General features: G+C 37.2%; 19 protein-coding genes, 1 pseudogene, 2 riboswitches and 1 other annotated feature. Of the genes and pseudogenes, 16 read left to right on the top strand and 4 right to left on the bottom strand.

Going from position 1 to position 23,670, the window contains the following annotated elements; translation table 11 throughout:
- Nucleotides 1-44 precede the first annotated feature (44 nt).
- Nucleotides 45-2,477 carry an SF1B family DNA helicase RecD2 gene (gene recD2 / locus AC1DCY_RS13700; protein WP_477350930.1) on the top strand — a complete coding sequence of 811 codons (2,433 nt, stop codon included), beginning with the start codon at nucleotides 45-47 and terminating at the stop codon, nucleotides 2,475-2,477.
- A 361-nt stretch (nucleotides 2,478-2,838) separates the two neighbouring features.
- On the opposite strand, the gene AC1DCY_RS13695 is transcribed toward recD2, so the two are convergent.
- Nucleotides 2,839-3,027, bottom strand: a complete 189-nt coding sequence (locus tag AC1DCY_RS13695; protein ID WP_477350929.1) for a hypothetical protein — start codon at nucleotides 3,025-3,027, stop codon at nucleotides 2,839-2,841.
- A 347-nt stretch (nucleotides 3,028-3,374) separates the two neighbouring features.
- On the opposite strand from AC1DCY_RS13695, the gene hpaB reads away from it, so the two are divergent.
- Nucleotides 3,375-4,811, top strand: coding sequence for a 4-hydroxyphenylacetate 3-monooxygenase, oxygenase component (gene hpaB, locus AC1DCY_RS13690; protein WP_477350927.1), 1,437 nt, complete (start codon nucleotides 3,375-3,377; stop codon nucleotides 4,809-4,811).
- Between the two features lie 39 nt (nucleotides 4,812-4,850).
- Here hpaB and AC1DCY_RS13685 read toward each other — a convergent pair whose 3' ends face one another.
- The 3 genes from AC1DCY_RS13685 to AC1DCY_RS13675 form a co-directional block, all read right to left on the bottom strand.
- On the bottom strand, nucleotides 4,851-5,093 hold the full coding sequence (locus AC1DCY_RS13685; RefSeq protein ID WP_477350925.1) for a hypothetical protein: 243 nt from the start codon (nucleotides 5,091-5,093) through the stop codon (nucleotides 4,851-4,853).
- Between the two features lie 219 nt (nucleotides 5,094-5,312).
- Nucleotides 5,313-6,086, bottom strand: coding sequence for a magnesium transporter (locus tag AC1DCY_RS13680; RefSeq protein WP_477350924.1), 774 nt, complete (start codon nucleotides 6,084-6,086; stop codon nucleotides 5,313-5,315).
- 19 nt (nucleotides 6,087-6,105) lie between these two features.
- Nucleotides 6,106-6,810, bottom strand: coding sequence for an MgtC/SapB family protein (locus tag AC1DCY_RS13675; RefSeq protein WP_477350923.1), 705 nt, complete (start codon nucleotides 6,808-6,810; stop codon nucleotides 6,106-6,108).
- Between the two features lie 367 nt (nucleotides 6,811-7,177).
- Nucleotides 7,178-7,352: riboswitch (M-box (ykoK) riboswitch) on the bottom strand.
- A gap of 688 nt (nucleotides 7,353-8,040) precedes the next feature.
- A riboswitch (M-box (ykoK) riboswitch) is annotated at nucleotides 8,041-8,216 on the top strand.
- Between the two features lie 218 nt (nucleotides 8,217-8,434).
- Here AC1DCY_RS13675 and AC1DCY_RS13670 point away from each other — a divergent pair.
- The 14 genes and pseudogenes from AC1DCY_RS13670 to mltG all read left to right on the top strand — a co-directional run bounded on the left by AC1DCY_RS13670 (nucleotide 8,435) and on the right by mltG (nucleotide 23,581).
- Nucleotides 8,435-9,364, top strand: coding sequence for a magnesium transporter CorA family protein (locus AC1DCY_RS13670; RefSeq protein WP_477350921.1), 930 nt, complete (start codon nucleotides 8,435-8,437; stop codon nucleotides 9,362-9,364).
- 21 nt (nucleotides 9,365-9,385) lie between these two features.
- Nucleotides 9,386-10,336: a magnesium transporter CorA family protein gene (locus AC1DCY_RS13665; RefSeq protein ID WP_477350919.1), complete on the top strand. Its 951-nt coding sequence runs from the start codon at nucleotides 9,386-9,388 to the stop codon at nucleotides 10,334-10,336.
- A 37-nt stretch (nucleotides 10,337-10,373) separates the two neighbouring features.
- On the top strand, nucleotides 10,374-11,327 hold the full coding sequence (locus AC1DCY_RS13660) for a magnesium transporter CorA family protein (protein WP_477350917.1): 954 nt from the start codon (nucleotides 10,374-10,376) through the stop codon (nucleotides 11,325-11,327).
- 88 nt (nucleotides 11,328-11,415) lie between these two features.
- Nucleotides 11,416-11,632: a binding site (T-box leader), on the top strand.
- A gap of 109 nt (nucleotides 11,633-11,741) precedes the next feature.
- Nucleotides 11,742-14,402, top strand: coding sequence for an alanine--tRNA ligase (alaS, locus tag AC1DCY_RS13655; protein ID WP_477350915.1), 2,661 nt, complete (start codon nucleotides 11,742-11,744; stop codon nucleotides 14,400-14,402).
- 320 nt (nucleotides 14,403-14,722) lie between these two features.
- Nucleotides 14,723-14,989 carry an IreB family regulatory phosphoprotein gene (locus tag AC1DCY_RS13650; RefSeq protein WP_004226839.1) on the top strand — a complete coding sequence of 89 codons (267 nt, stop codon included), beginning with the start codon at nucleotides 14,723-14,725 and terminating at the stop codon, nucleotides 14,987-14,989.
- A 2-nt stretch (nucleotides 14,990-14,991) separates the two neighbouring features.
- Nucleotides 14,992-15,408 (top strand): Holliday junction resolvase RuvX, encoded by a 417-nt coding sequence (ruvX, locus tag AC1DCY_RS13645; RefSeq protein WP_477350913.1) that lies wholly within the window; start codon nucleotides 14,992-14,994, stop codon nucleotides 15,406-15,408.
- Between the two features lie 19 nt (nucleotides 15,409-15,427).
- The gene (locus tag AC1DCY_RS13640) at nucleotides 15,428-15,736 is read left to right on the top strand and encodes a DUF1292 domain-containing protein (RefSeq protein ID WP_477350911.1); all 309 of its coding nucleotides are present in this window, start codon (nucleotides 15,428-15,430) and stop codon (nucleotides 15,734-15,736) included.
- Between the two features lie 166 nt (nucleotides 15,737-15,902).
- Nucleotides 15,903-16,430: a DUF1292 domain-containing protein gene (locus AC1DCY_RS13635; RefSeq protein ID WP_477350909.1), complete on the top strand. Its 528-nt coding sequence runs from the start codon at nucleotides 15,903-15,905 to the stop codon at nucleotides 16,428-16,430.
- Nucleotides 16,431-16,729: 299 nt separating this feature from the next.
- Nucleotides 16,730-17,539 (top strand): MetQ/NlpA family ABC transporter substrate-binding protein, encoded by an 810-nt coding sequence (locus tag AC1DCY_RS13630; RefSeq protein ID WP_477350907.1) that lies wholly within the window; start codon nucleotides 16,730-16,732, stop codon nucleotides 17,537-17,539.
- 251 nt (nucleotides 17,540-17,790) lie between these two features.
- Nucleotides 17,791-18,869, top strand: a pseudogene (locus tag AC1DCY_RS13625) (methionine ABC transporter ATP-binding protein).
- Nucleotides 18,811-19,464: a methionine ABC transporter permease gene (locus AC1DCY_RS13620; protein ID WP_049667732.1), complete on the top strand. Its 654-nt coding sequence runs from the start codon at nucleotides 18,811-18,813 to the stop codon at nucleotides 19,462-19,464. Before AC1DCY_RS13625 ends, AC1DCY_RS13620 begins: the two are co-directional and overlap by 59 nt.
- Before the next feature lie 264 nt (nucleotides 19,465-19,728).
- A complete protein-coding gene (locus AC1DCY_RS13615) occupies nucleotides 19,729-21,075 on the top strand; it encodes an LLM class flavin-dependent oxidoreductase (RefSeq protein WP_477350905.1) in 1,347 nt (448 codons plus the stop codon).
- Nucleotides 21,072-22,259, top strand: coding sequence for an acyl-CoA dehydrogenase family protein (locus AC1DCY_RS13610; protein WP_477350903.1), 1,188 nt, complete (start codon nucleotides 21,072-21,074; stop codon nucleotides 22,257-22,259). Before AC1DCY_RS13615 ends, AC1DCY_RS13610 begins: the two co-directional genes overlap by 4 nt.
- 194 nt (nucleotides 22,260-22,453) lie before the next feature.
- The gene (gene mltG, locus AC1DCY_RS13605) at nucleotides 22,454-23,581 is read left to right on the top strand and encodes an endolytic transglycosylase MltG (RefSeq protein WP_477350901.1); all 1,128 of its coding nucleotides are present in this window, start codon (nucleotides 22,454-22,456) and stop codon (nucleotides 23,579-23,581) included.
- Nucleotides 23,582-23,670 lie beyond the last annotated feature (89 nt).

Below are 23,670 nucleotides of genomic sequence, written 5' to 3'. Positions count from 1 at the left end.
GTAAAATATAATGATTGAAATGAATACGAAAGGACTAACCGCAAATGGCAGAGAATCTTGATTTATTTGAACTAAATAAATTTTTTATACTCGGACGTCCAATCGTCTCTATCTTCCATAATGCGCAAAATATGTATTCGATAGTTCGTGTAAAAATTCAAGAGACCAACTTACAGTATGAGGATAAGGAAATAATAGTTGTTGGATATTTTCCGCCGTTACAAATGGATGAACAATATCGTTTTACAGGTATATTGAAACAGCATCCAAAATATGGTGTGCAATTTCAAATAGAGACGTTTACAAAAGAAGTGCCAGCAACAGAGCAAGGAATTATTCATTACTTATCGAGTGATTTGTTTGTTGGGATCGGAAAAAAAACTGCTGAAACAATCGTAGAAAAACTCGGGGCGAATGCATTACGTCTTATTTTAGAGGATCCAAATGCGCTTGATGCTGTACCTCGACTATCTACTGAAAAAAAAGAGGTTATCCATCGTACGATTGAACAAAATCTAGGCTTAGAACGAGTGATGATTCAACTTAATGAATGGGGTTTCGGACCGCAGCTCGGCATGAAAATTTACCAAACATACCGAACGGAGGCAGTTGAATTTTTAACTGAAAATCCATACCGCCTTATTGAAGATGTAGAGGGTGTTGGTTTCTTTCGTGCCGACGAGCTAGGTGCAAAATTAGGGATTACTGGCAATCATCCAGACCGTATTAAGGCGGCGATTTTACATACTTTAAATACAGCAGCTTTATCGGACGGGCATGTATATTTAGATGCAGAACATGTTTTACCGCTAGTAAAAGATATGCTTGAGCAAAGCCAACGAGAGGAAATTCCTTTTGAGATCATTTCTAAAGCTTGCATCGAATTGCGTGAGGAAAGTAAAATTTGTGGGGAAGAAACGAGATTATATTTACCATCTCTATATTTCTCAGAAGTCGGAATTGCATCAAAAATATTAGCTTTAATCGAACGTAACACTAAGGCTGAACATTTTAGTAAGGATGAAATACGCAAAGCAATTGGTGAAACAGAGGGGATGCTCAATGTCACATATGCTGAAACACAAGCGAATGCTATTGAACAAGCTTTAAACTCAGCTGTTATGATTTTAACTGGTGGCCCCGGTACAGGTAAAACGACTGTTGTTCGGGGTGTAGTAGAAGTGTATGCAAAGTTACACGGACTATCATTAAACCCGAAGGAATACGCACAAAAAGAAGAGCCCTTTCCGATTATTTTATGTGCTCCAACAGGACGTGCGGCCAAGCGTTTATCAGAATCAACAGAACTTCCAGCAATGACAATTCATCGACTGCTAGGCTTTACTGGTCAGGAGAAAGAGGAAGAAACTGAGCGTGAAGTTACAGGGAAACTCATTATTGTAGACGAAATGTCGATGGTTGATACTTGGCTCGCGCATCAATTATTAAAATCCTTGCATGAGGATGTTCAAGTTGTATTTGTTGGCGATCAAGATCAGCTTCCACCAGTAGGACCAGGACAGGTGTTAAAGGATTTGTTGGCTTCTGGGCAAATACCTACTGTTGAATTAACAGATGTTTATCGACAAGCAGAGGGATCAACGATTATTGAACTTGCTCATCAAATTAAACGTGGTAATATCACAAATGACCTAACGTTAAAAACGTCTGACCGTTCATTTATTAAAGCCTCTTCAGATCAGGTAGCAAATGTTGTCACACAAGTTGTGAAAAGTGCTGTTGCCAAAGGTCAAGAAATTCGTAATATCCAAGTGTTAGCACCAATGTACAAAGGTCCAGCAGGAATAGACAATTTAAATAAAATGATTCAAGATCTTATTAATCCAAACGATACTGGTACTAGAAAAGAGCTCGTCTTTGGCGATGTTACATATCGCATAAAGGATAAAGTCTTACAGCTTGTTAATCAACCAGAGAGCAACGTTTTTAATGGTGATATGGGTGAGGTAATCAGTATTATTAAGGCAAAGGAAACAATAGAGAAACAAGATTTACTTGTTGTGTCATTCGACGGTATTGAAGTAACTTATCAACGTAGTGACCTCAATCAATTGACACTTGCCTACTGCTGTTCAATTCATAAATCGCAAGGCTCTGAGTTCCAAACTGTTATAATGCCGGTGGTACGAGGATATTCTAAAATGCTGCGACGTAATTTGTTATATACAGGTATTACGCGTGCAAAAAATTTCTTGATTTTATGTGGTGAGCCTGATGTGCTAGCAGATGGCTTACAGCGTACGGATGATTTACAGCGCTTTACGTCTCTACGTGCAAGGCTCAATCCAATGGATATTGCAGAGGAAGTTGTAGAAGCAGAAACTGTTCCATTAAAAGAAGATTTACAAAATGAAAAACAATCCATTGATTTCAAGCTAACGGTAGAAACAGAACCATATATTCATCCATTGATTGGAATGGATGGTGTATCGCCGTATGATTATTTAGATGAGTAAATGTTATAAAATTTTATCGTTACCCGACAGAGGACTCTCACTTCAAGGAATGCGAAGGATGTAGCCCAATGAGTAAGTGTGAGATGAATGCAGAGAAAGCATATGCAAATAATACTGTCATCTTAGTGAATGAGGAAGCAACTGTCCTTGATAATCGTTCAATGCTTCTAATCCCATACCAGTAATCAACAAACAACATCTATACAATTCCTAAAAAATGGTCCTGCCATATGCGTAGTAACATAAAAAACCCGATCAATTCGAATTGATCGGGTTTTGTTGTGCAATTTTTTCCTTGTTTTAGCAGGTATCCAAACATGTACCTGTCGCTACGCTTTCGCGCAAAAAAAACATAATTGATTTAATGAATGCCAACTAGATGATGTTTAACTACTTCATATGCTTGGCATACATTTTTAAATTGATCTTTTTCTTTGGCAATCATATCTGAAGCGATAGAAAATAAAAGATTCTCTTCATTATGATCCTCCATTTTATTCATTAACGCAGCTTCCATTTCCGCTACGTACGTTATAATTCGTTTATTCATATATATTCTTTCTCCTTTAATAAAAAGATGGTTTTGTTTTAGTTACGAAGCTATCTTACACCTGCATATACAAAAAATCTAGCAATTCTGTACTAGTCGGAAAGGACATTTTTTTGAATGTGTCACAAAATTGAACTCGTTATAAAAGTGCTAATTGAAACCGTTTTTATCTAAAATAACTGAAAAATCATGCAATGTTGTGGATTTTCAACTGTATTTATAAAGTAGTACAGTTTGGAACTTTTGAGGGTTTGATATAATACAGTTAGCTAAAGTGGAACCTAATATTAGGAAATTTCATATACTGAAAAAGTATAAAAACATTTGTAACGTTTAGGGGTGACTGCATGCCAGTAATTACAGGAAAACAATATATTGATCGTATTGACGCTTTACAAACTTATATTTCGATTGATGGGAAAGTTGTCACAGGGAAGGTGTCGGAGCATCCAGCATTTAAGGGAGTAATGCAGAGTCAGGCAAGGCTTTTTGATTTACAAAATGAAGAGGCGTTGCTTGAAAAGATGACATATGTTTCACCAACAAGTAATAAGCGTGTTGGTATGTCTTTCCTTCAAGCGGTGACAGTCGATGATCTCGTGAAAAGACGTAATGCAATACGAGAGTGGGCGTTATCCAATAATGGCCTTATGGGGAGAAGTCCAGATTACATGAATACGACATTAATGGCTCTAGCATCCATAGCAGAATATTTGAAAGATAAGCCAAATTGTTTCCCACAGCATTTATTAAAATTTTATGAGTATGCTCGTGAGAACGATTTGACGATGACACATACATTTATCGAGCCACAAGTAAACCGTCAAAAGTTTTATTTTGAAGATGAAGATGTTACAATTGCTGCTAAAATTGTAGATAAAACGAGCGAGGGGTTAGTAATTAAAGGTGCGAGATTACTAGCGACACAGGGAGGAATTACAGATGAACTCCTTGTTATATCAACAAATGGTTTTGATGAAGGAAAAGGCTTTGCTTTCTCAATCCCAAGTAATACAAAAGGTTTAAAGTTTTTATGTAGGCAATCATTTGTCGGAGGGGAATCGGTTTTTGATTATCCATTAAGTAGTCGTTACGAGGAAATGGATGCAATCGTTGTGTTTGATAATGTTGTAGTGCCGTGGGAACGCGTCTTTTATTATGAGAATGTTGAAGTTGCCAATAACTTTTTGAACGTAAGTGGTTTTCAAACATATGGTTTACATCAAGTTCTTACACGTCAAATTGCCAAAACAGAATTTGTCTTAGGTGTTGTACAGTCAATTGTAGATACGATAAATATCGGCGGATATCAACATGTGCAGCAAAAAGTCGTCGATATCATCGTGACATTAGAAACGATGAAGGCCTTACTGTTAAAGTCTGAAGTAGAAGCAAAAGGAGATGAATTTGGTTTTATAAGACCTGATCTCCCAACAGTACAAGTAGCTATTCAGATGTTCCCTAAAGTATATCCGACCTTTACAGAAATCATCCAGTTACTTGGTGCAAGCGGATTAATGTCCATTCCAAGTGAAAAAGCATTTACTGCGGATGACGGCGACCTTGAGCATTATTTACAGTCTTTTCAGGATGGGGGAAAGGAGCGCGTCAAAAAATTCCGCCTAGCTTGGGATTTAACGATGAGCAGCTTTGGTACAAGACAAACACTGTACGAGCGCTTTTTCTTTGGAGACTCAGTTCGTTTAGCCGGCGCACTTTATAATTCTTATAATAGGGAAGAATTAGTTAATCGGGTAGAAAACTTTTTGAAAAATAATAATTAGTTTTGAGGAAGTAACTGTTTAAAACTAAATTAACTTCTTTCAGCGGGTGCCCAAAACATCTGTACCTGTCGCTATGCTTTCGGTACAAAAGACATCCGCTGAAATAGAGGAACTCAGTCTAAGAACGCCACGTCCTGTGGCAACGACTGAGTGACCAACATTGTGTTGATGCCGCTGCCGCTGCCGCTGCCGCTTCGCTTTCGCGCAGATAAAACCCTTTTGCTGTCGCTTCGCTATCGCGCAAAAAACATTTGTTGCCCTAAAGCCTCCGGCGGATGTCACGGGATCGGAAAGGAGTTCTTAAAGGATGTTAGTCTAAAATCACCGCATCCATGCGATAACGGCTAACTGACCTGCATCGGTAAAAACGCCACGTCCTGTGGCATTACCGAAATGACCGACATCGTGTCGGCCCTCACGCAGGCCTAAGCACAAAGCTGATTCCGGACGCAATTATGCCGAGGCATAATTGATATAATTACTATAAAAATATCACTATCTTTATAGATAAGTCAGCACATCATCAAAAGTAACGATTCCAAGTAGTTCAAGGTTCTCTGTTACTACAGGGACTGCTAAAAGACCATATTTTCTAATGATTTGGATTACCTCAGATTGGTTTGTATGGGCAGACACTGAAATGATGCCAGAGTTCATAATTTCACCCATTCGACACTCTGGTGGGGAAATTATTAGCTCTCGTAATGATACGACTCCAAGCAATTGTTTATTGGTATCAGTAACGTATAAATAATAAAAAGTTTCTGCATCTACTTCACTATGCTTTAGGCGTTCAAACACATCGATTACTAAATCATCTTTTGCAACTATTACTACGTCTGTTGTCATCAAGGCTCCGACTGATCCTTTTTTGTATTGCAGTAATTGCTTAATATCATCAGCTTCATCTTTTTCCATTCGCTCTAAATAATAATCGGCTTCTTTATATGATAGTAGCCCAAAAAAATCTGTGGCGTCATCTGGAGATAATTCATTTAACATCTCCACTGCATATGGACGGTCAATCTCTATAATACATTTTTTCTGCATGGCTGGTTCTAGCTCGCTAAAAATTTCTCCAAATTCACAAGGAGTTAAAAAAGAATAAATCGTGAAGCGTCTTTCTTCGCTAAGTTCTATAAAAAATGTTGCTTGATCCATAGGGTGTAAATCTAGAAAATCCTTTCGAAAAGAATCTTTTTTTCCAGACTTTAAAGATTGCAACATGTAGTATGTGTACTCTTCTTTATATTTATATTGATGTAGTCTAATCATTATTTAACGCTCCCTTTTATTACAAATTCTCAATTTCGACACTCAGGACGTGATCAATCTTTTTGACATAATAATAAATCTCCGTCGTATATTGGTCTTCTGGTACCGAAAGAATTAAGTCAATTAATTGGTGATCGTTATCAATATCTTTGAGCTTGAAATGCCGAATTTTATACTCAGATTTTTTTGAAGATCCATTTTGCCCTCTATGCTTAATCATTTTAATTAATTCTGTCATACGATAATTCGATTCCACGATAATCTTTAATGAAATTTCCTGTCGGTTAAGTGTTGATAGACCTAATGTTTTAATGAAAAAGGGCACGATGTTGACTGCCACTATCAAAAGGATGACAGCACATGTTGCCTCTATATAAAACCCCGCCCCGATAGAAATTCCAAGGGCAGAAGCTGACCAGATTAGCGCAGCGGAAGTAAGACCAGAAATCACCTCGTTACTTCTTCGTAAAATAACACCAGCACCAATGAAACCAACCCCACTTACAATCTGCGCAGCAAGTCTCATCGGATCCATATTCGGATGATTGGCACCTCCAAATTTTCCGAATGCTTCTATGGAGACAATAGTTAATAAACAGCTGGCAATACAGATGACCATACTAGGTCTCATGCCAAGTTGTTTTTGTTTAATCTGTCTATCAATCCCAATCAATAATCCGAATAGTAAAGCTAGGCTTAACTTGAGTATCATTTCTACTGTCATTATCATCGTCAATCACCTCTTCAGTTTTTTTATAGAATGCCACTAAAATAAAAATAATATAAAAAAGCTCCCGTAAAAAAGGGAGCTTCTTGCTTAGAATGTATCTTGTTCAACGTACACATCAAATAAACCTATCTTGATAAACTTCAATTCGCAAAAAAATTCATAATTGGAGTTTTGAAGAAAGGGACATATGCGGACTGAACGCAAAAACGCTGCCTTTTGCCATATTCGAATTATATAAAAATATGAAATGCCATATCGAATAACTATCCATCACATGTTCCCCCTTTTATAGTCAAATAAAATAAAACCCCCTCTAACGATTTAGAGGGGGTGAAAGCGCACAAAAAAATAAAAAAGTACGTTCTATTCCCCTTAATCGAGTTTTAGCACTATGCACCGTAAAGAAATGACATCATTTCTTAGCCACCTTATGAAAAGCCTTAATTCGGCAATTCCTGTTCTACCCATGGGTATCTTTCGATATTTCTGGGCAGTGGCCTATGTTTACATAGGAGCCTCACCTAACGAGGATTTATTGTTTTCAGGTGAATTGTACTCCGAATAATTTTGGTTGTCAACAACTGTTCCAAAAATTAAAATCTTAAAATGGTATCAGGGAAATAGTGTATTTTCGACGTATCATCACAAAGTGGGAGGATTTCCGTAACGTCTGGGGGGACGATGAGCTGCTTGGGGTGAAATGATATTGGCCACGAAGGCGTACCACAGGAAGGAATGCCCTTAGCCTCATATCCAATCTCCGTTCCAATACAACATATATGCCTAACCATTGTTGATGTGGCTTATTTTTATGCTAACAAAGGACTTCAAATCCAATCTTGGGGAAGTGGTTTTTCGAATTAATAATGAATAAATTTGTATCGATAGCTTCTGTAACAGTTGTTAAGTCTTTGTATGTTTTTTTGTGTTAAAACTGCTGAACAAAAAATCTATTCTTGATTAAAAAGTAAGTGCTTATGAAAGTACATAGAGAATATTTACTAAAGTTTCTTATCAATTTTTCGCTTGAAATAAACAGCTTAAAAGGACAGAGAAATAGTTTAATAGAGAAAAAATTCTTCGTAAACAACCGCAAAAATTTTTGTTGAAGTCTACGCTGTTTATTTCTCGTTTTATAAAGAAATTCGTAATAAAAAAATCTAAAAAACATTTTTTTACTCTTGACAAATTAAAAAATACGGCTTACGATTGCGAAGAAATTAAATAAAACCTCGTTAGGTGAGGCTCCTATACAAACATAGGCCACTGCCCAGAAATATCGAAAGATGCCCATGGGTAGAACAGGAATTGCCGAATTAAGGCTTTTCATAAGGTGGCTAAGAGATAAAATCATCTCTTTACGGTGTATAGTGCTAAAACTCGAGTTAGGGGGAATAAAAGTGCTTTTTGTACTTATTTATTTTTTTATGCGCTTTTTTAAAATCTCCGGGACTCCTGGAGGTTTTTTTATTTTCAAAAAAGAACACTTCGGTGGTGAATAAGTGTTCGCTTTCAGAAAGGAGGGGGTCAAAATGGAGAGTCCGAGTCTGACCGATGGAGATAGTAGGAGTAAAAAACTTAAATCTGTTTTAATTCAACAGATTAGGAGGACGATTCAATGCTTAAAATCTATAAAAGAAGCAAAGAAGGGCTACTGGAAGAACAGCCTAAGATCGTTCAGGGTAGCTGTGTATATCTCACTGAACCATCCGAAGAGGAAATACAGTATGTCGCTAATCGACTTGGAGTACCGAGTGACTTTATTAGTGACTCCCTTGATATTGATGAACGATCACGAATAGAAAAAAGCGGAAATGATTTATTACTGATTGTCAATGTACCCTTAAAAATGCCAAATGGTGAAACTATACCATATAGGACAATTCCAATGGGTATTATTCAAACAAGTGAAGTAATTGTAATAATTTGTCGTGATAATCATCCGATTTTACAGGAATTTAGCAAAATTCTCGATAAGAATTTTAATAACAATATAAACGTATCTTTTATTTTACAATTGTTGCTTGTTTCGGCCCGTTATTGTTTACGATGCCTTGATGATATTAATCAAAAAGTTATTATATCTGAAAAATTAATACAAAAATCAATCAAGAACAGTGAAGTGTATACTTTACTCAATATAAATAAGAGCCTTGTTTATTTCATAAAGGCGTTAAAAGTAAATCTTGTGATGATGAGGAAATTGTCAAGAGTACTAGAAATGAATGAAGAAGCTGAAAAACGGATGCAAGACACTCTTAATGAGATGCAACAAGCTCTTGATACATCAAAAATTTACAACGAAAATTTAGGTAATATGATGGATGCATATTCTGCTGCGATTGAAATTAACCTTAGTGTTGTAGTGAAAGTTTTAACTGCATTTACGATTATCTTAACGTTTCCGACGATGGTCGCAACAATTTATGGAATGAATTTCCCATTGCCGAAGCAAGATGGTGCATATGCATTAGCGGTTCTAATGTCAATCTCTGTAGTCATTAGCTTGTTGACAGGTTGGGTATTTTATAAAAAACGGCTATTTTAGAAGAGAAAGTGAGGAAAAAAGATGCTTACGATATATCAAAGTAATTCAATAGGTCAATTACAACAGGTATCTGATATTGTTCACAACACGTTGCTCTATCTTGTGGATCCGACAGATACTGAAATTTCTCAAATTTCAAATAAACTTAATATTCCGGAAGATTTTATTCGTGACTCCTTAGATATCAATGAGCGACCTCGGATTGAAAAGGATGATTCGTCAAAGGTCATCATTCTCAATTCTCCTATGGCGATGAATGAGGAACGGTTGTACGAAGAAATTCCTTATCGAACGATACCAATCGGCATCATCCATGTAAAAGATCATTTGGTGATTGTCACAAAAAAAGATAATCCATTATGCAGAGACATATTTTCAGGGAAGTATGGTACATTTCAAACGCATATGAAGACTCGAATAACATTGATTCTCTTTGAAGCGATTGCTCTATCGTATCTCGATTTTCTCAAGCGTATAAAAGCACAGGTTGGACGATTACAGCAAGAATTAAAAGAATCGCATAACAATCGAGAGTTGTTCGGTCTGATTCATATTAATAAAAGTTTGGTATATTTTTCGACATCTTTACGAGCTATGCGCAATGTTTTTTTACACCTTTCCAAAGGGCAAGATATAAAACTATATAGTGAAGATGAGGAGATGCTGCATAATGCGTTAGTAGATCTTGAACAAGCAGCGGAAGTAACGGAAATGCGTAGTCTAAGTTTAAGCAATCTAATGGATGCGTACGCGGCAATTACTCATAATAACTTAAATAGCGTTTTGAAAATATTGACTACACTTACGCTTGTCCTAATGATTCCGACCATAATTGGAAGTGTTTTCTCGATGAACGTCCCATTGCCCTATGAAGATCAGCCAATTATGTTTTTAGTAGTTATTGGACTAATGCTAGGGATCAGTGGAGGCCTTGTCTACGTATTTTATAAAACAAAATTTTTACGTTTCTAATATTCTTGTACCGTAGATAGAAAGGGTGTGTACCGAAATGCTTTTCGTATACAAAAGTAATTCCGAAGGTAAATTTGAGCAGACAACAAATATTGGGTATAACAGTTGGCTTCATCTTGAAGCGCCAACATCCAGTGAAATTGAACGTGTAGTGGCAGCTCTTGCCGTTCCAAGCGATTTTTTAACAGATTCACTTGATATCGAAGAACGCCCGCGAATAGAAGAGCGCAACGGAGCGGTCTTGATGGTTATTCATGTCCCGTACGATCAATTAGATGTCGAGAGTTCTTCTCAAGACGTGAAATATCGAACAATTCCTATGGGGATCATTCACACAAAAAATCATATGATTACGATATGTAAAGAAGAGCTACCTTTCATGAAAGATTTGTTGAATGGTGGGATGACTCTTTTTGAGACACATTTGAAAACGCGCAACACTTTAAATATATTAAGTATAACAGCTCGGGCATATATTCATTTTTTAGCTACAATTGAACGGGAAATCACATTAGCAGAAAAAGAACTTGCCAAATCATATCGTAATAGTGAGCTATACACACTACTATACTTGAACGAAAGTCTTATATATATGGTAACATCACTTAAACAGATGAAATTTACGATGCAAAAAATATTACAGGGAAGCAATATCAAATTGGAGCAAGACGATGTAAGTATTTTAGACGACGTACTTATTGAAATAGATCAAGCATATGAAGTGACGGAAATTAATCAATCTAATTTAAATAATATTATGGATGCCTATGGAAACGTAATTCAAAACAATGTTAGTCAAGTACTAAAATTACTTGCTTCATTTACAATTATCTTATCGGTGCCGATGTTAATTGCCAACATTTATGGGATGAATGTGCCTCTACCTTATCAAAATGCATCTAATGCATTTTGGGTAGTAATCGTTGTAATGGTCTTGTTAACAGGACTGTCTACCTTTGTTTTTTACAAAAAAAATTATTTCTCTCGATAGCATAAAAAGTGAGCTTAGTTATGATTAGCAATTATAGTGCGAATTGACAGAAGGGAATATTTTTTTTATAATTCTCGTTAGAAAATTGTAAAAAACGATGATGGAAAAAGTACGTATTTGTGCGTGTAAAAGAAAGGGATTTCTTGGCTGAAAAAATCCTCACAATAGCAAATACCGAAAGCTACTCCAGAGTGCAGTTAATCCCTGCCGTTCACTTACGTTACAAGTGCTAAAGAGGTAAGTATACTTATATACTTACAACTAGGGTGGTACCGCGAGACAAATCACAAGTCCTCGTCCCTTTTTGGGGATGGGGGCTTTTTTATGTTTATCTGCGTGAAAGCTTGCGCTAAGGCAAAATTGATTTGCGGATTCATTTCGTGATTTTACAAAACATAGGGAGGAACTTTTCAAATGAAAGCAGTAGAAATTCGCCGCATGTATTTAGAATTCTTTAAAGAAAAAGGGCATCATCATGAGCCTTCAGCACCACTTGTGCCAATCAATGACCCATCATTACTTTGGATTAACTCAGGTGTTGCAACACTTAAACCATATTTCGATGGTCGAATCATTCCTGAAAATCCACGTATTACAAATGCTCAAAAATCAATTCGTACAAATGATATTGAAAACGTAGGTAAAACGGCTCGACACCATACGTTTTTTGAAATGCTAGGTAACTTCTCAATTGGGGATTACTTCAAAAAAGAAGCTATTCATTTTGCTTGGGAATTCTTAACGGATAAAAAATGGATGGGCTTTGATCCAGAGCTTTTATCTATTACAATCCATCCTGAAGATCAAGAAGCGTATGATGTTTGGCATAACGAAATTGGTATTCCTGAAGATCGTTTAATCCGACTTGAGGGGAACTTCTGGGATATCGGTGAAGGTCCATCTGGTCCTAACTCAGAAATTTTCTATGACCGTGGGGAAGAATATGGTTCAGATGAAAATGATCCAGAAATGTATCCAGGTGGTGAAAATGAACGCTATCTTGAAATTTGGAACTTAGTGTTCTCTCAATTCAACCATAATCCTGATGGCACTTATACACCACTTCCAAAGCAAAATATTGATACTGGTATGGGTCTAGAGCGTATCGTATCAGTTGTTCAAAATGTTCCAACGAACTTTGATACTGATTTATTCATGCCTATTATTGAAAAGATCGAGCAGTTAGCGAATCGCAAATACAAACGTCCAGGTGAAGTAGCGCTAAGTGAAATCTTCGGTTCAGAAGAAGATATCAATACACCATTTAAAGTTATTGCGGACCATATCCGTACAGTGGCGTTTGCCATTGGTGATGGTGCGCTTCCTTCAAATGAAGGTCGTGGTTATGTATTACGTCGTTTATTACGTCGTGCAGTGCGCTATGCAAAACAAATCGGCATTGAAAAGCCATTTATGTTTGAATTAGTACCAACTGTTGGTGAAATTATGAATGATTTCTACCCAGAAGTAACGGAAAAATGCGAGTTTATCCAACGTGTTATTAAAAATGAAGAAATTCGCTTCCATGAAACATTAGACGGTGGTCTTGCTATCTTTAACGAAGTAGTAGAAGCTCAAAAAGCAGCTGGTCATGACTATATTCCAGGTGCAGATGCATTCCGTTTATATGATACTTACGGTTTCCCTATTGAATTAACAGAAGAGTATGCAGAAGAAGTAGGCATGAAGGTAGATCATGAAGGCTTTGAAGCGGCAATGGAAGAACAACGTGAACGCGCACGTGCGGCTCGTCAAGATGTGGATTCTATGCAAGTACAAAACGAAGTGCTAGCAAATTTGACGGTTGCAAGTGAATTTGTAGGCTATGATACATTAACGACAGACTCAGAAATTGCAGCGATAATTGTCAACGGCCAAGTATCAAAGGTAGCATCTGAAGGACAAGAAGCACTAGTTATCTTAGCTAAAACACCATTCTATGCTGAAATGGGTGGTCAAATTGCGGATAGCGGTGTTATTTCTAATGATAGCTTTACGGCCATTGTAAAAGATGTACAAAAAGCTCCGAATGGTCAGCCGCTTCATACTGTACTTGTGAAATCTGGCGAAATGCAAGTTGAAGATGCTGTAACAGCAGTAGTTAACCGTGAAGAACGTAATTTAATTATTAAAAACCATACAGCTACACATATTATGCAACGTGCGCTAAAAGATGTACTTGGCGACCATGTTAGCCAAGCTGGATCATATGTAGGACCTGATCGCTTACGCTTTGACTTCTCTCACTTCGGACAAGTGACAAAAGAGGAATTACAACAAATTGAACGTATTGTAAATGAAAAAGTGTGGGATGATATAGAGGTCGTTATTGAAGAAAAAGGCATCGATGAAGCGAAAGCTATGGGAGCAATGGCGCTATTCGGCGAGAAATATGGCGATATCGTTCGCGTTGTTTCAATTGGTGACTACTCTATTGAGCTTTGCGGTGGTATTCACGTAAAACGTTCATCTGAAATTGGCTTCTTCAAAATTGTTTCAGAAGGTGGTATTGGTGCAGGTACACGTCGTATCGAGGCTGTGACAGGTAAAGTTGCTTATGAAGCAGTAAAAGAGGAAGAAGCTTTATTAAACGAAGCTGCAGCATTATTAAAAGCAAATCCAAAAGATATTGTGACAAAAGTACATGCATTACAAGCTGACTACAAAGATTTACAACGTGAAAATGAGGCATTATCACAAAAAATCGCGAATGCACAAGCAGGTGCAATTGTGGACGCAGCGCAAACTTTTGGGGATGTAACTGTTTTATCTACTAAAGTTGAGGCGAAGGACAATAATCAATTGCGTCAAATGATGGATGACCTGAAAGCAAAAATGCCTAAAGCTGTTATCGTTCTTGGTGCAGTCGATGGCGAAAAGGTTATGCTATGTGCTGGTGTAACAAAAGATTTAGTTGGTGGCAATTACCATGCAGGAAATATCGTAAAAATGGTAGCAGAAGCATGTGGTGGTAAAGGTGGCGGTCGTCCAGATATGGCGATGGCAGGTGCAAAAGATGCATCAAAACTTGATGAAGCACTACTTTATGTGTATGATTATGTTAAATCCATTTAACTTCTTTCAGCGAATGGAAGTTAAAGCCTCCGGCGGATGTCATGGAATCGGAAAAGGAGTTCGCATAGGATGTTAGCCTAAAATCATCGCATCCATGCGATAACGGCTAACTGACCTGCATCGGTAAAAACGCCACGTCCTGTGGCATTACCGAAATGACCGACATCGTGTCGGCCCTCACGCAGGCCTAAACACAAAGCCGATTCCGGACGCAATTATGCCGAGGCATAATTGATAATACGCCAAAACATGTTATAATAAAGAGAAATTGGAGATGAGCTTTTGCACATCTCCTTATTTCTGAAAGCGAGGTGCTGGTCATGAGTTCATTTGATCAAACTATGAAATTTAATTTTCCAGAAGAATCAATGGAACAGGAAGTCAAGCAGGTAATGTTGAAAGTACATTCTTCATTAGAGGAAAAGGGATATAATCCTATCAATCAGATTGTCGGTTATTTACTTTCTGGTGATCCGGCGTATATTCCTCGCCATCAGGATGCTCGTAATTTAATTCGCAAGCTTGAGCGTGACGAAATTCTAGAAGAGCTTGTTAAGTTTTATATTAAAAAGAACAACGAGGACTAGAAATGAGAATTATGGGATTAGACGTTGGGTCAAAAACTGTTGGCGTTGCTGTTAGTGATGCTTTAGGGTGGACTGCCCAAGGTATTGAAACCGTAAAAATTGATGAAGCTAACGGCGAGTTCGGCATTGACCGTATAACCGAGCTAGTGAAGGAGTATGCTATAACAGAATTTGTTGTAGGATACCCGAAAAACATGAATAATACGGTGGGACCGCGTGGTGAGGCTTCTGAAAACTATAAAAAGCTTTTAGAAGAAACATTTTCACTACCGGTCAAGCTTTGGGATGAGCGTTTAACAACGATGGCTGCTGAGCGTATGCTAATCGAAGCAGACGTGAGTCGCAAAAAGCGTAAGCAAGTCATTGATAAAATGGCTGCTGTGATGATTTTACAAGGCTACTTGGATAGCAAAAATTAATTGATGAGGTGACAACTACATGGCACAAGAGCATAACCATGAAGAAGAATTACACGTACAACACATTACAGTGATTGACGAGAACGGAAATGAACAGCTTTGTGAAGTAATTCACGTACATGAATCAGCTGAATTCGGCAAATCATACGTATTTTACTCTATGGTAGGCGCAGAAGAAGATGAGGATGGTTCTGTAGAAATCTTCGTATCTTCATTCGTTCCATCTGAAAATGGTGAAGATGGTGAATTAACACCAATCGAAACTGAAGCAGAGTGGGATATGGTAGAAGACGTATTAAACGCTTTAGAGGATGAAGGCGAAGAGTAATCATCGTTCTTTATAAGTGTGGAACAAGGATGGCACAAAGCACTCCTTGTTCCTTTTTTACTTTAGGAAGAATGGAGCTATGAGGTTGTAAGACGAGTTGGTGAGATTTATATCTTTTTAAGGACTCGCTTCAAAATTTGAACCATAGTTAAAAGGAGGACATTGAATGAACGAGGAAACGCAAGAATTTCTTATAGTAGGGGAAAATGGCAAGGAGCAAAAGTGTCGTGTTGTCTTCACCTTCGATGCAGATGAAAAATCATATGTATTGTTTTCGTTAATCGACGAAGATGGTAATGAAATTCCTGGAGACATTTCTGCTATGACATTTGATTATGATGATAATAATGGAGAAATGACAAATCTACAGCCAGTTGAAACAGATGCAGAATGGGAAATGATTAATGAGGTAGTCCTGACACTTCTAGACGAATTTGAAGAAGAGCCGCAACTATTTACAATTACAGATGAAGATGGGGCAGATCAGGTTTGTGAAGTTATTCATACATTTTCATCAGAACAATTTGGCAAATCCTATGTACTTTATGTTCAGGCAACGGACGAGCCAATTGAGGAACGAGATATTTTTGCTTCTCAATACGTATCTGGAAATGACGGAACGATTGATGAATTATTACCGATTGAAACAGATGAAGAATGGGCATTTGTAGAAGATGTATTAAATGAATTATAAGTAGAACTCTGAGTGGTAAAATGCTACTCAGAGTTTTTTTTATTACATAGCTTGTAGAGCATTAATAGAATATTTCTATCTCATATGTAAAAATATTCTATATGAAAATGAAATTTATGTATTTTCGAGCTAATTTGGTTATTTTTCAAGAAAAAACAGAATTTTCAACTTATTGTTTTATCTGAATTTTTAAATATCTGCAGATAAAACGAGATATCGAGCGTTGACCATCATAAGTAAACAGATAAGATTTGTTTTAAATTAAACCAAGTAAGTTGATTTGAAAAGGAGGAAATTTAATGAGGACGATATGGGGACTACTAGTTGGTGTATTAATAATAGGTTTGCTGGTAGGTTGCACAAACAAAGGAGAAGCGAGCAAAGATGAAACAGTAACGTTAAAGGTGGGGGCAGCCAATGTGCCACATGCGGAAGTACTAGAGTATTTAGCAAAGGATCTTGAAAAAGATGGTGTGAAATTAGACATTACTATTTTAAAAGATGCTGTTCAAACAAATCAGCAAACGGCAGATGGTGAACTAGATTTTAACTATTTTCAACACATTCCCTTTTTAGAACAAACGAATAAAGAAAGCCATTTAGATTTAGTGAGTGTAAAAGGAATTCACATTGAACCATTTGGTGTGTACTCTAAAAAAATTAAAAATATAAATGATTTACCGCAAAATGCAAAGGTTTCCGTCCCAAATGATGTCGTCAATTTTTCTCGAGCTTTACTACTATTTCAAAATAATGGACTAATTGAATTGGATAAAACAAAGGAGAATGATTATACAGTTGAGGATATTACAAAAAACGAAAAAAATATTCAATTTATCGGTGTTGATTCTCAGTTATTAACTCGTTCATTAGATGATGTAGATGCAGCGGCTATTAATACGAACTACGCCTTAGAAGGGGGCTACAACCCTATGAAGGATGCTCTTATTATAGAAGGTCCAGAATCGCCATATGTCAATATTATTGCGACGACAAAAGAAAAACAAAATGATCCAGCGATTCAAAAAGTCGTTAAATGGCTGACAAGTGACAAGGCGCGTACTTTTTTTGAAGATCAGTATAAGGGGGCTGTCGTTCCAGCATTTTAACTTCTTTCAGCAAATGTCTTATGTAGCGTAAGCAAAGCGTCAGCTACAAATGTTTTATGTAACGTAAGTGAAACGGCAGTTACATCCACTGAAAGAAGTTAAAGCCTCCGGCGGATGTCACAGAATCGGAAAGGAGTTCTTTGTGCAAGCACAAAGCCGATTCCGGACGCAATTATGCAGAGGCATAATTGATCTTTTTCTTTTTAAAGTCGAAAGTAGTCAAAATGAAATGCTAAGGAGGTAGACGTGAAATGATTGAATTTATCGAAATGACAAAGGAATTTCAAGTTGGAACAACCGTTGTGACGGCATTAAATAGCATTAATTTAACGATTCAAAAGGGTGATGTTTTTGGTGTTATCGGCTTTAGTGGTGCTGGTAAAAGTACATTAATACGGACAGTAAATTTATTGGAGGAACCAACATCTGGTCGCGTTCTTGTGAATGGCAAAGAGCTGAAAACATTAAGTAAAAAGCAGCTTCGCGAGGAAAAGAAAAATATTGGTATGATTTTTCAACACTTCATCTTCTTCGTTCAAAAACTGTCTTCGAAAATGTTGCGATGCCTTTAGTATTAAGTGGCGTTAAAAAATCAAACATTGAAGGTCAAGTAAGGGAGGTTTTGTCGTTTGTCGGTTTACAGGACAAAGCCGAACGCTATATCGATGAGCTGTCAGGTGGACAAAAGCAGAGAGTAGGCATTGCTCGTGCACTTGTCACAAAGCCAACAATTCTATTGTGTGATGAGGCGACCTCTGCTCTTGACCCGCAAACGACTAAATCTATATTAGAGCTACTAAAGCGAGTCAACATTGAGTATGGCATTACCATTTTAATGATTACACATGAAATGGAAGTCATAAGGGATATTTGCAATCGTGTAGCTGTTATGGAAAACGGAAGAGTTATTGAAACAGGTAATGTACTTGAAATTTTTTCTGCACCGCAAGAAGAGACGACTAAAAACTTTGTACAATCGGTAGTTCGAGATGACATTCCACAATCTGTCTACGAGCAATTAAAAACGATAGATCAGTCTAAAAAGATATATAACCTGAAATTTATAGGTGTAGACGTTGGGCAACCAGTTGTCTCTCAAGTAGCGAAAAAATTTGATGTCGATGTCAATGTACTGTTTGGCAATATTACAGAGCTACAAGGGATTCCCTTTGGCAATTTAATCGTTGAGCTTGTTGGTGCAGACAAAGAAATAGACAAGGCACATCAATTTATTCAAACGAAAGATATTCAAATAGAGGAGGTTATTGCACATGAAGGTGAGCTCGCAAATCATTATCGACGCAGTGCTAGATACGCTGTACATGGTTAGTATTTCGTTATTTTTTGGAGCTATTTTGGGCTTTATTTTAGGGATTACTTTAGTTGTGACGAGAAAAGGGCATATTCTTGAAAATAAAATAATCTTCTCAATTATCAATCCAATCGTCAACACCCTGCGCTCCATTCCGTTTATTATTTTGCTAGTTGCTATCATTCCATTTACACGCTTGCTCGTTGGAACAGCAATAGGGACAACAGCTGCTATTGTACCGCTTGTCTTGCATATAGGGCCATATATATCAAGATTAATAGAAAATTCATTACTGGAAGTGGATGAAGGCATTATTGAAGCAGCGAAGGCAATGGGTGCCTCGCCACTTCAAATTATTCAAAAGTTTTTGCTACCTGAAGCCTTCCCCTCTTTAATATTAAGTGTCACGACTGCAACAATTGGGCTTATTGGAGCGACTGCAATGGCAGGGGCAGTTGGAGGTGGTGGCCTTGGTGATGTAGCCATTACTTACGGCTATCAACGCTTTGACAACGTAACGATTTTAGTAACAGTGGTGATTTTAGTAGTACTAGTACAAATCATTCAAAGTATTGGAAATAGTCTTGAGCGAAAATTACGCAGAGTGTCATAAAGGAGAATTTTAATATGAGGAAACTAAATTATACATTAGGATTAATTGCATCAGCGTGAAGAAACGGCTAATTTCATTAAAGATGTTTCTAATGGCAATTATATTCCTGTGAAAATGCCTGTAGATGAATTAGCTGCATGGAAAGAGTTTTATCTTCATTGACCAACAACAGTATATTGGTCTAATGCCTTCTGACATACTGTTAATCTGTGTAAATGCAAAGCGACAGCGAAATTGATTCATTAAAAAGGAGATGACAAGAAAATGACTAAGAAAAAGGAGTTAAAGCTTGCGTTATATTTAATTGGGGCAGGAATGCATGTGGCAGCTTGGAAACATCCGTCTGCAAAAGTAAATGCAAGCATCGATATTAATGCCTTGCAAAAGACGGCGCAAATTGCTGAAAAGGGCAAGTTTGATATTGCTTTTGTTGCGGATAGTTTAGCGATCAATCATGAATCACATCCACATATTTTAAATCGCCTTGATCCTCTTATACAGATTACAGCTTTGGCAGCTGCGACAACAAAAATTGGGCTCGGGGCAACGGCATCAACCACATATAGTGAGCCATATGTGTTAGCAAGGCAGCTAATGTCCGTAGATCATATTAGTAATGGTAGAGTCGGATGGAATCTAGTGACAACAGCAGATGCTACAGGTGAGACGGCTTTAAACTTCAGTCGTGACAGACATTGGGAGCATGATCATCGCTACGAACGTGCGGAAGAATTTATCGATGTAGTGCAGTCATTATGGGATTCATGGGAGGACGATGCTTTTGTCTACGACCGTGATAATAATATTTTTTATGATCGCAATAAAGTACATGAGACAGCTTTTAAAGGTAAATATTTATCAGTGAAAGGTCCGTTGAATATTGCACGTTCTGTTCAGGGTCAGCCTGTTATTGTGCAGGCTGGTGCTTCAAAACCGGGGCAAACATTAGCAGCACGAACAGCGGAGGTCGTTTTTGTTCATTGGGATGATATTGAGAAATCCAAGGAGCATTATCGCCATTTAAAGGCACAGCTTGCTCCATTTGGGCGCACTGATGATGAGCTACTTGTGTTACAAGGGATATCGCCAATTGTAGGAGATACGGAGGAAGAGGCCATCCGTAAGTATAATGAATTACAGGCGCTGATTGACCCCTATGAGAGCTTAAAATTTGTTTCGGGTTATATGGGAAATGTTGATTTCTCTAAATACTCGTTAGATACACCTGCAATTGAAGTGGATTTTCCTGAGGTCAATAGTATTCAAAGTCATTTCTTTGAGCATTTAGAGATTATCAAAAAAGAAAATTTAAAAGTCGGTGAATTATATGCGCGCCTTTTTGGCCCTGCAAAGCGTGATGCCTTTGTTGGGACACCAACGCAAATCGCCGATGAGATGGAACGTTGGATTACAGAAGAAGCGGCAGATGGCTTTATGTTACAGTTTCCGTTATTACCAAGAGACTTAGAGGATTTTGTGAACAAGGTAGTGCCAATTTTACAAGAGCGTGGTATTTATCGTAAAGAGTATACAGGCTCAACCCTAAGAGAACATTTAGGGCTGAAAAAGCCACAAAATAGATTTACTAAAAGCACGGTGACTCATGGATGAGTGATGTTTTTATTCGAAACGAAAGTGAGCAGCAGCTAGTTCAGTATGCTATTGAATTGGCACAACAAATTGACAAGACAGCTGAAAAATATGATGAGAGTGGAGAATTTCCGTTTGAGCATTTTAAAATTTTAGAGGATGCTGGCTATTTTAAACTAACGGTGCCGAAAAAATATGGCGGTGAGGAAATTTCTCTATATGAAATGTTATTAGTACAGGAACATTTAGCTAAAGGAGATGCTTCTACTGCATTGTCAGTTGGGTGGCACTTATTAACTTTTTTGAACGTTCGTGAGGCGGGGACATGGCCTGAGCCTATATTTGCGGAATTGTGCCATAAAGCAGTTAAAGAAGGTTCTCTCTTAAATATTATAAATAGCGAGCGAGGGAAGGGGAATATTTCTCGTGGAAGTTTACCGGGAACAATTGCGAAAAAAGTGCCTGGAGGCTATATCATTACAGGTGAAAAGGCTTTTGCTTCCTTAGCCCCAATATTAAAACAATTTACGATTATCGCTTATATAGAAGAAGAAAATTTAACTGCTGAATTTTTAATAACCAAAAATGATCAGGTAGAGGTTATTCATACATGGGATGCGATGGGAATGCGTGCAACAGGTAGTCATGATATTATTTTCCATGATACGTTTGTTCCAGAGGATGCATTGCTATACAAACATCGTCCAAAGGAAGTAAATCGTTTTTTAGCTGATGGTCGCGTCTATTCGTTAGAAATTCCAGCTGTTTACTTAGGAGTAGCAGGTGCAGCTAGGGATTATGCAATAGATTTTGCTAAAAATACTTATTCATACAGCTTAGAAAATACAATCGCACACGCAAATCATGTCCAACAAAAAATTGGTGAAATAGAAGTGCTTTATCAAACGGCACGTCGAACATTGTATAGTATCGCAGCGCAAGTTGAACAAAATCCTGCGATAAAGGACCAACTTTCTGAAGATGTTAGTATTGCAAAGTATGTTATTTGTAACAATGCGATTGACATCGTAACAAAAGCAATGCAAGTTGTTGGGGGACGAAGTCTGTCTAAAGCTAGTAAATTACAACGACTATTTCGAGACGTTCAATGTAGCCGTTTTAATCCTCCAGCTGATGATGTAGTGATTGAACAGCTTGCAAAGAGTTTACTAGTCGATGTCAAACAAGAAGCTTTTCAATTATAGATATTGATATCACTTTATTTTGAGATATTTAGTTTTTCAACCGTTAATATTATTGAATCTGCTAACGAACTAGTTGGCAGATTTTTGTTTTGCCGAGGCATAATTGATGTGATCCATTTTTACTGAATTATCTATTTCTGTTTGTCGTGAAAGTTGATTTCTAGTATGATAATGGAGTGATAGGGGGGAAACCCGTGAATAACGGTTCGAAAAAACAAGAAATGTTTTCAAAAATGCAAGAAAGAAAATCCGAGGTAAAAATTGTGAGAAAAATCGTTGCTATTGTAGCAATTGCTTTTGTTCTAATATCAGGGATTGTCGGTTTACTTGGTTATAATTATGTGAAGAGTGCCTTAAAACCAATGGATCCAGATGCGACTAAAACAATTGCAGTTGAAGTACCAATTGGTTCAACTTTAAGCTCTATTTCAACTCTATTAGAGGAAAAAGGGGTTATTAAAGATGCTCGTGTTTTTAAATACTATTCTAAATTTAAAAATGAATCCCAGTTCCAAGCAGGAAACTATGATTTAACACAAGCAATGACATTCGATGAGCTAATCGAAAGTTTAAAAACCGGGAAGGTTTATCGTACGCCAGTCTTTACGATGACAATTCCTGAAGGTTTAACACTTGAACAAATTGGTAATATCGTGGAAAAGAAAACGCCGTACACTCAAAAAGAATTTATGGACTTAGTAACAAGCGATGCGTTTGTACAACAAATGAAGGCTAAATATCCTGAGCTTGTGACGGATGCGGTTTTAGCTGATAATATTCGATATGATTTAGAGGGCTATTTATTCCCTGCAACTTATTCTTATTTTGAAGAAAAACCATCATTGGAATCGATTGTAGACGAGATGGTAGGAGCAATGGACAAGGTTGTGAAAAATTACAACGATGTTTTAACTGAAAAGAAAATCTCAGTACATCAATTATTAACATTTGCTTCATTACTGGAAAGAGAAGCTACTGCCCAAACAGATCGTGAAACGATTGCGAGCGTATTCTATAATCGTATCGATCAAGGGATGCCACTACAAACAGACCCAACTGTTTTATATGCACTAGGTTCCCATAAAGATCGTGTATTATATAAAGATTTAGAAGTAGACAATGCCTATAATACTTACAAAAATAAAGGCTTACCACCAGGTCCTATTGCGGGTGCTGGAAAATCTTCAATTGAAGCAGTGCTTAATCCAAGTAAAACGGACTATCTCTACTTCTTAGCGGATACAAAGGGTATCAACCACTTCTCGAAAACATATGATGAACATTTACAGAAAGTAGATAAATATATAAAAAAAGCAGAGTAAGTACTTTAAATAGAAAAAATAAATAGCAATAATGTGGATAGAAGGAAAGAAAAATAGCTTTCCTTCTATTTTCGTGCTATTATAAATTG

It is taken from the genome of Lysinibacillus sp. 10T31 (genome assembly GCF_056394365.1).
Note: the sequence above shows the minus strand (reverse complement) of the source record. Positions and strands in the feature narration are given on the sequence as shown.

What these genes read in the sequence shown, in the direction of transcription:
- hpaB (WP_477350927.1), top strand. Translation starts at nt 3,375, where the DNA reads ATGCCAGTAATTACAGGAAAACAATATATTGATCGTATTGACGCTTTA.
- AC1DCY_RS13695 (WP_477350929.1), bottom strand. Translation starts at nt 3,027, where the DNA reads ATGAATAAACGAATTATAACGTACGTAGCGGAAATGGAAGCTGCGTTA.
- AC1DCY_RS13610 (WP_477350903.1), top strand. Translation starts at nt 21,072, where the DNA reads ATGAGTGATGTTTTTATTCGAAACGAAAGTGAGCAGCAGCTAGTTCAG.
- AC1DCY_RS13630 (WP_477350907.1), top strand. Translation starts at nt 16,730, where the DNA reads ATGAGGACGATATGGGGACTACTAGTTGGTGTATTAATAATAGGTTTG.
- AC1DCY_RS13660 (WP_477350917.1), top strand. Translation starts at nt 10,374, where the DNA reads ATGCTTTTCGTATACAAAAGTAATTCCGAAGGTAAATTTGAGCAGACA.
- AC1DCY_RS13620 (WP_049667732.1), top strand. Translation starts at nt 18,811, where the DNA reads ATGAAGGTGAGCTCGCAAATCATTATCGACGCAGTGCTAGATACGCTG.
- AC1DCY_RS13615 (WP_477350905.1), top strand. Translation starts at nt 19,729, where the DNA reads ATGACTAAGAAAAAGGAGTTAAAGCTTGCGTTATATTTAATTGGGGCA.
- alaS (WP_477350915.1), top strand. Translation starts at nt 11,742, where the DNA reads ATGAAAGCAGTAGAAATTCGCCGCATGTATTTAGAATTCTTTAAAGAA.
- AC1DCY_RS13635 (WP_477350909.1), top strand. Translation starts at nt 15,903, where the DNA reads ATGAACGAGGAAACGCAAGAATTTCTTATAGTAGGGGAAAATGGCAAG.
- recD2 (WP_477350930.1), top strand. Translation starts at nt 45, where the DNA reads ATGGCAGAGAATCTTGATTTATTTGAACTAAATAAATTTTTTATACTC.
- AC1DCY_RS13640 (WP_477350911.1), top strand. Translation starts at nt 15,428, where the DNA reads ATGGCACAAGAGCATAACCATGAAGAAGAATTACACGTACAACACATT.
- AC1DCY_RS13680 (WP_477350924.1), bottom strand. Translation starts at nt 6,086, where the DNA reads ATGATTAGACTACATCAATATAAATATAAAGAAGAGTACACATACTAC.
- AC1DCY_RS13670 (WP_477350921.1), top strand. Translation starts at nt 8,435, where the DNA reads ATGCTTAAAATCTATAAAAGAAGCAAAGAAGGGCTACTGGAAGAACAG.
- AC1DCY_RS13650 (WP_004226839.1), top strand. Translation starts at nt 14,723, where the DNA reads ATGAGTTCATTTGATCAAACTATGAAATTTAATTTTCCAGAAGAATCA.
- AC1DCY_RS13665 (WP_477350919.1), top strand. Translation starts at nt 9,386, where the DNA reads ATGCTTACGATATATCAAAGTAATTCAATAGGTCAATTACAACAGGTA.
- AC1DCY_RS13675 (WP_477350923.1), bottom strand. Translation starts at nt 6,810, where the DNA reads ATGACAGTAGAAATGATACTCAAGTTAAGCCTAGCTTTACTATTCGGA.
- ruvX (WP_477350913.1), top strand. Translation starts at nt 14,992, where the DNA reads ATGAGAATTATGGGATTAGACGTTGGGTCAAAAACTGTTGGCGTTGCT.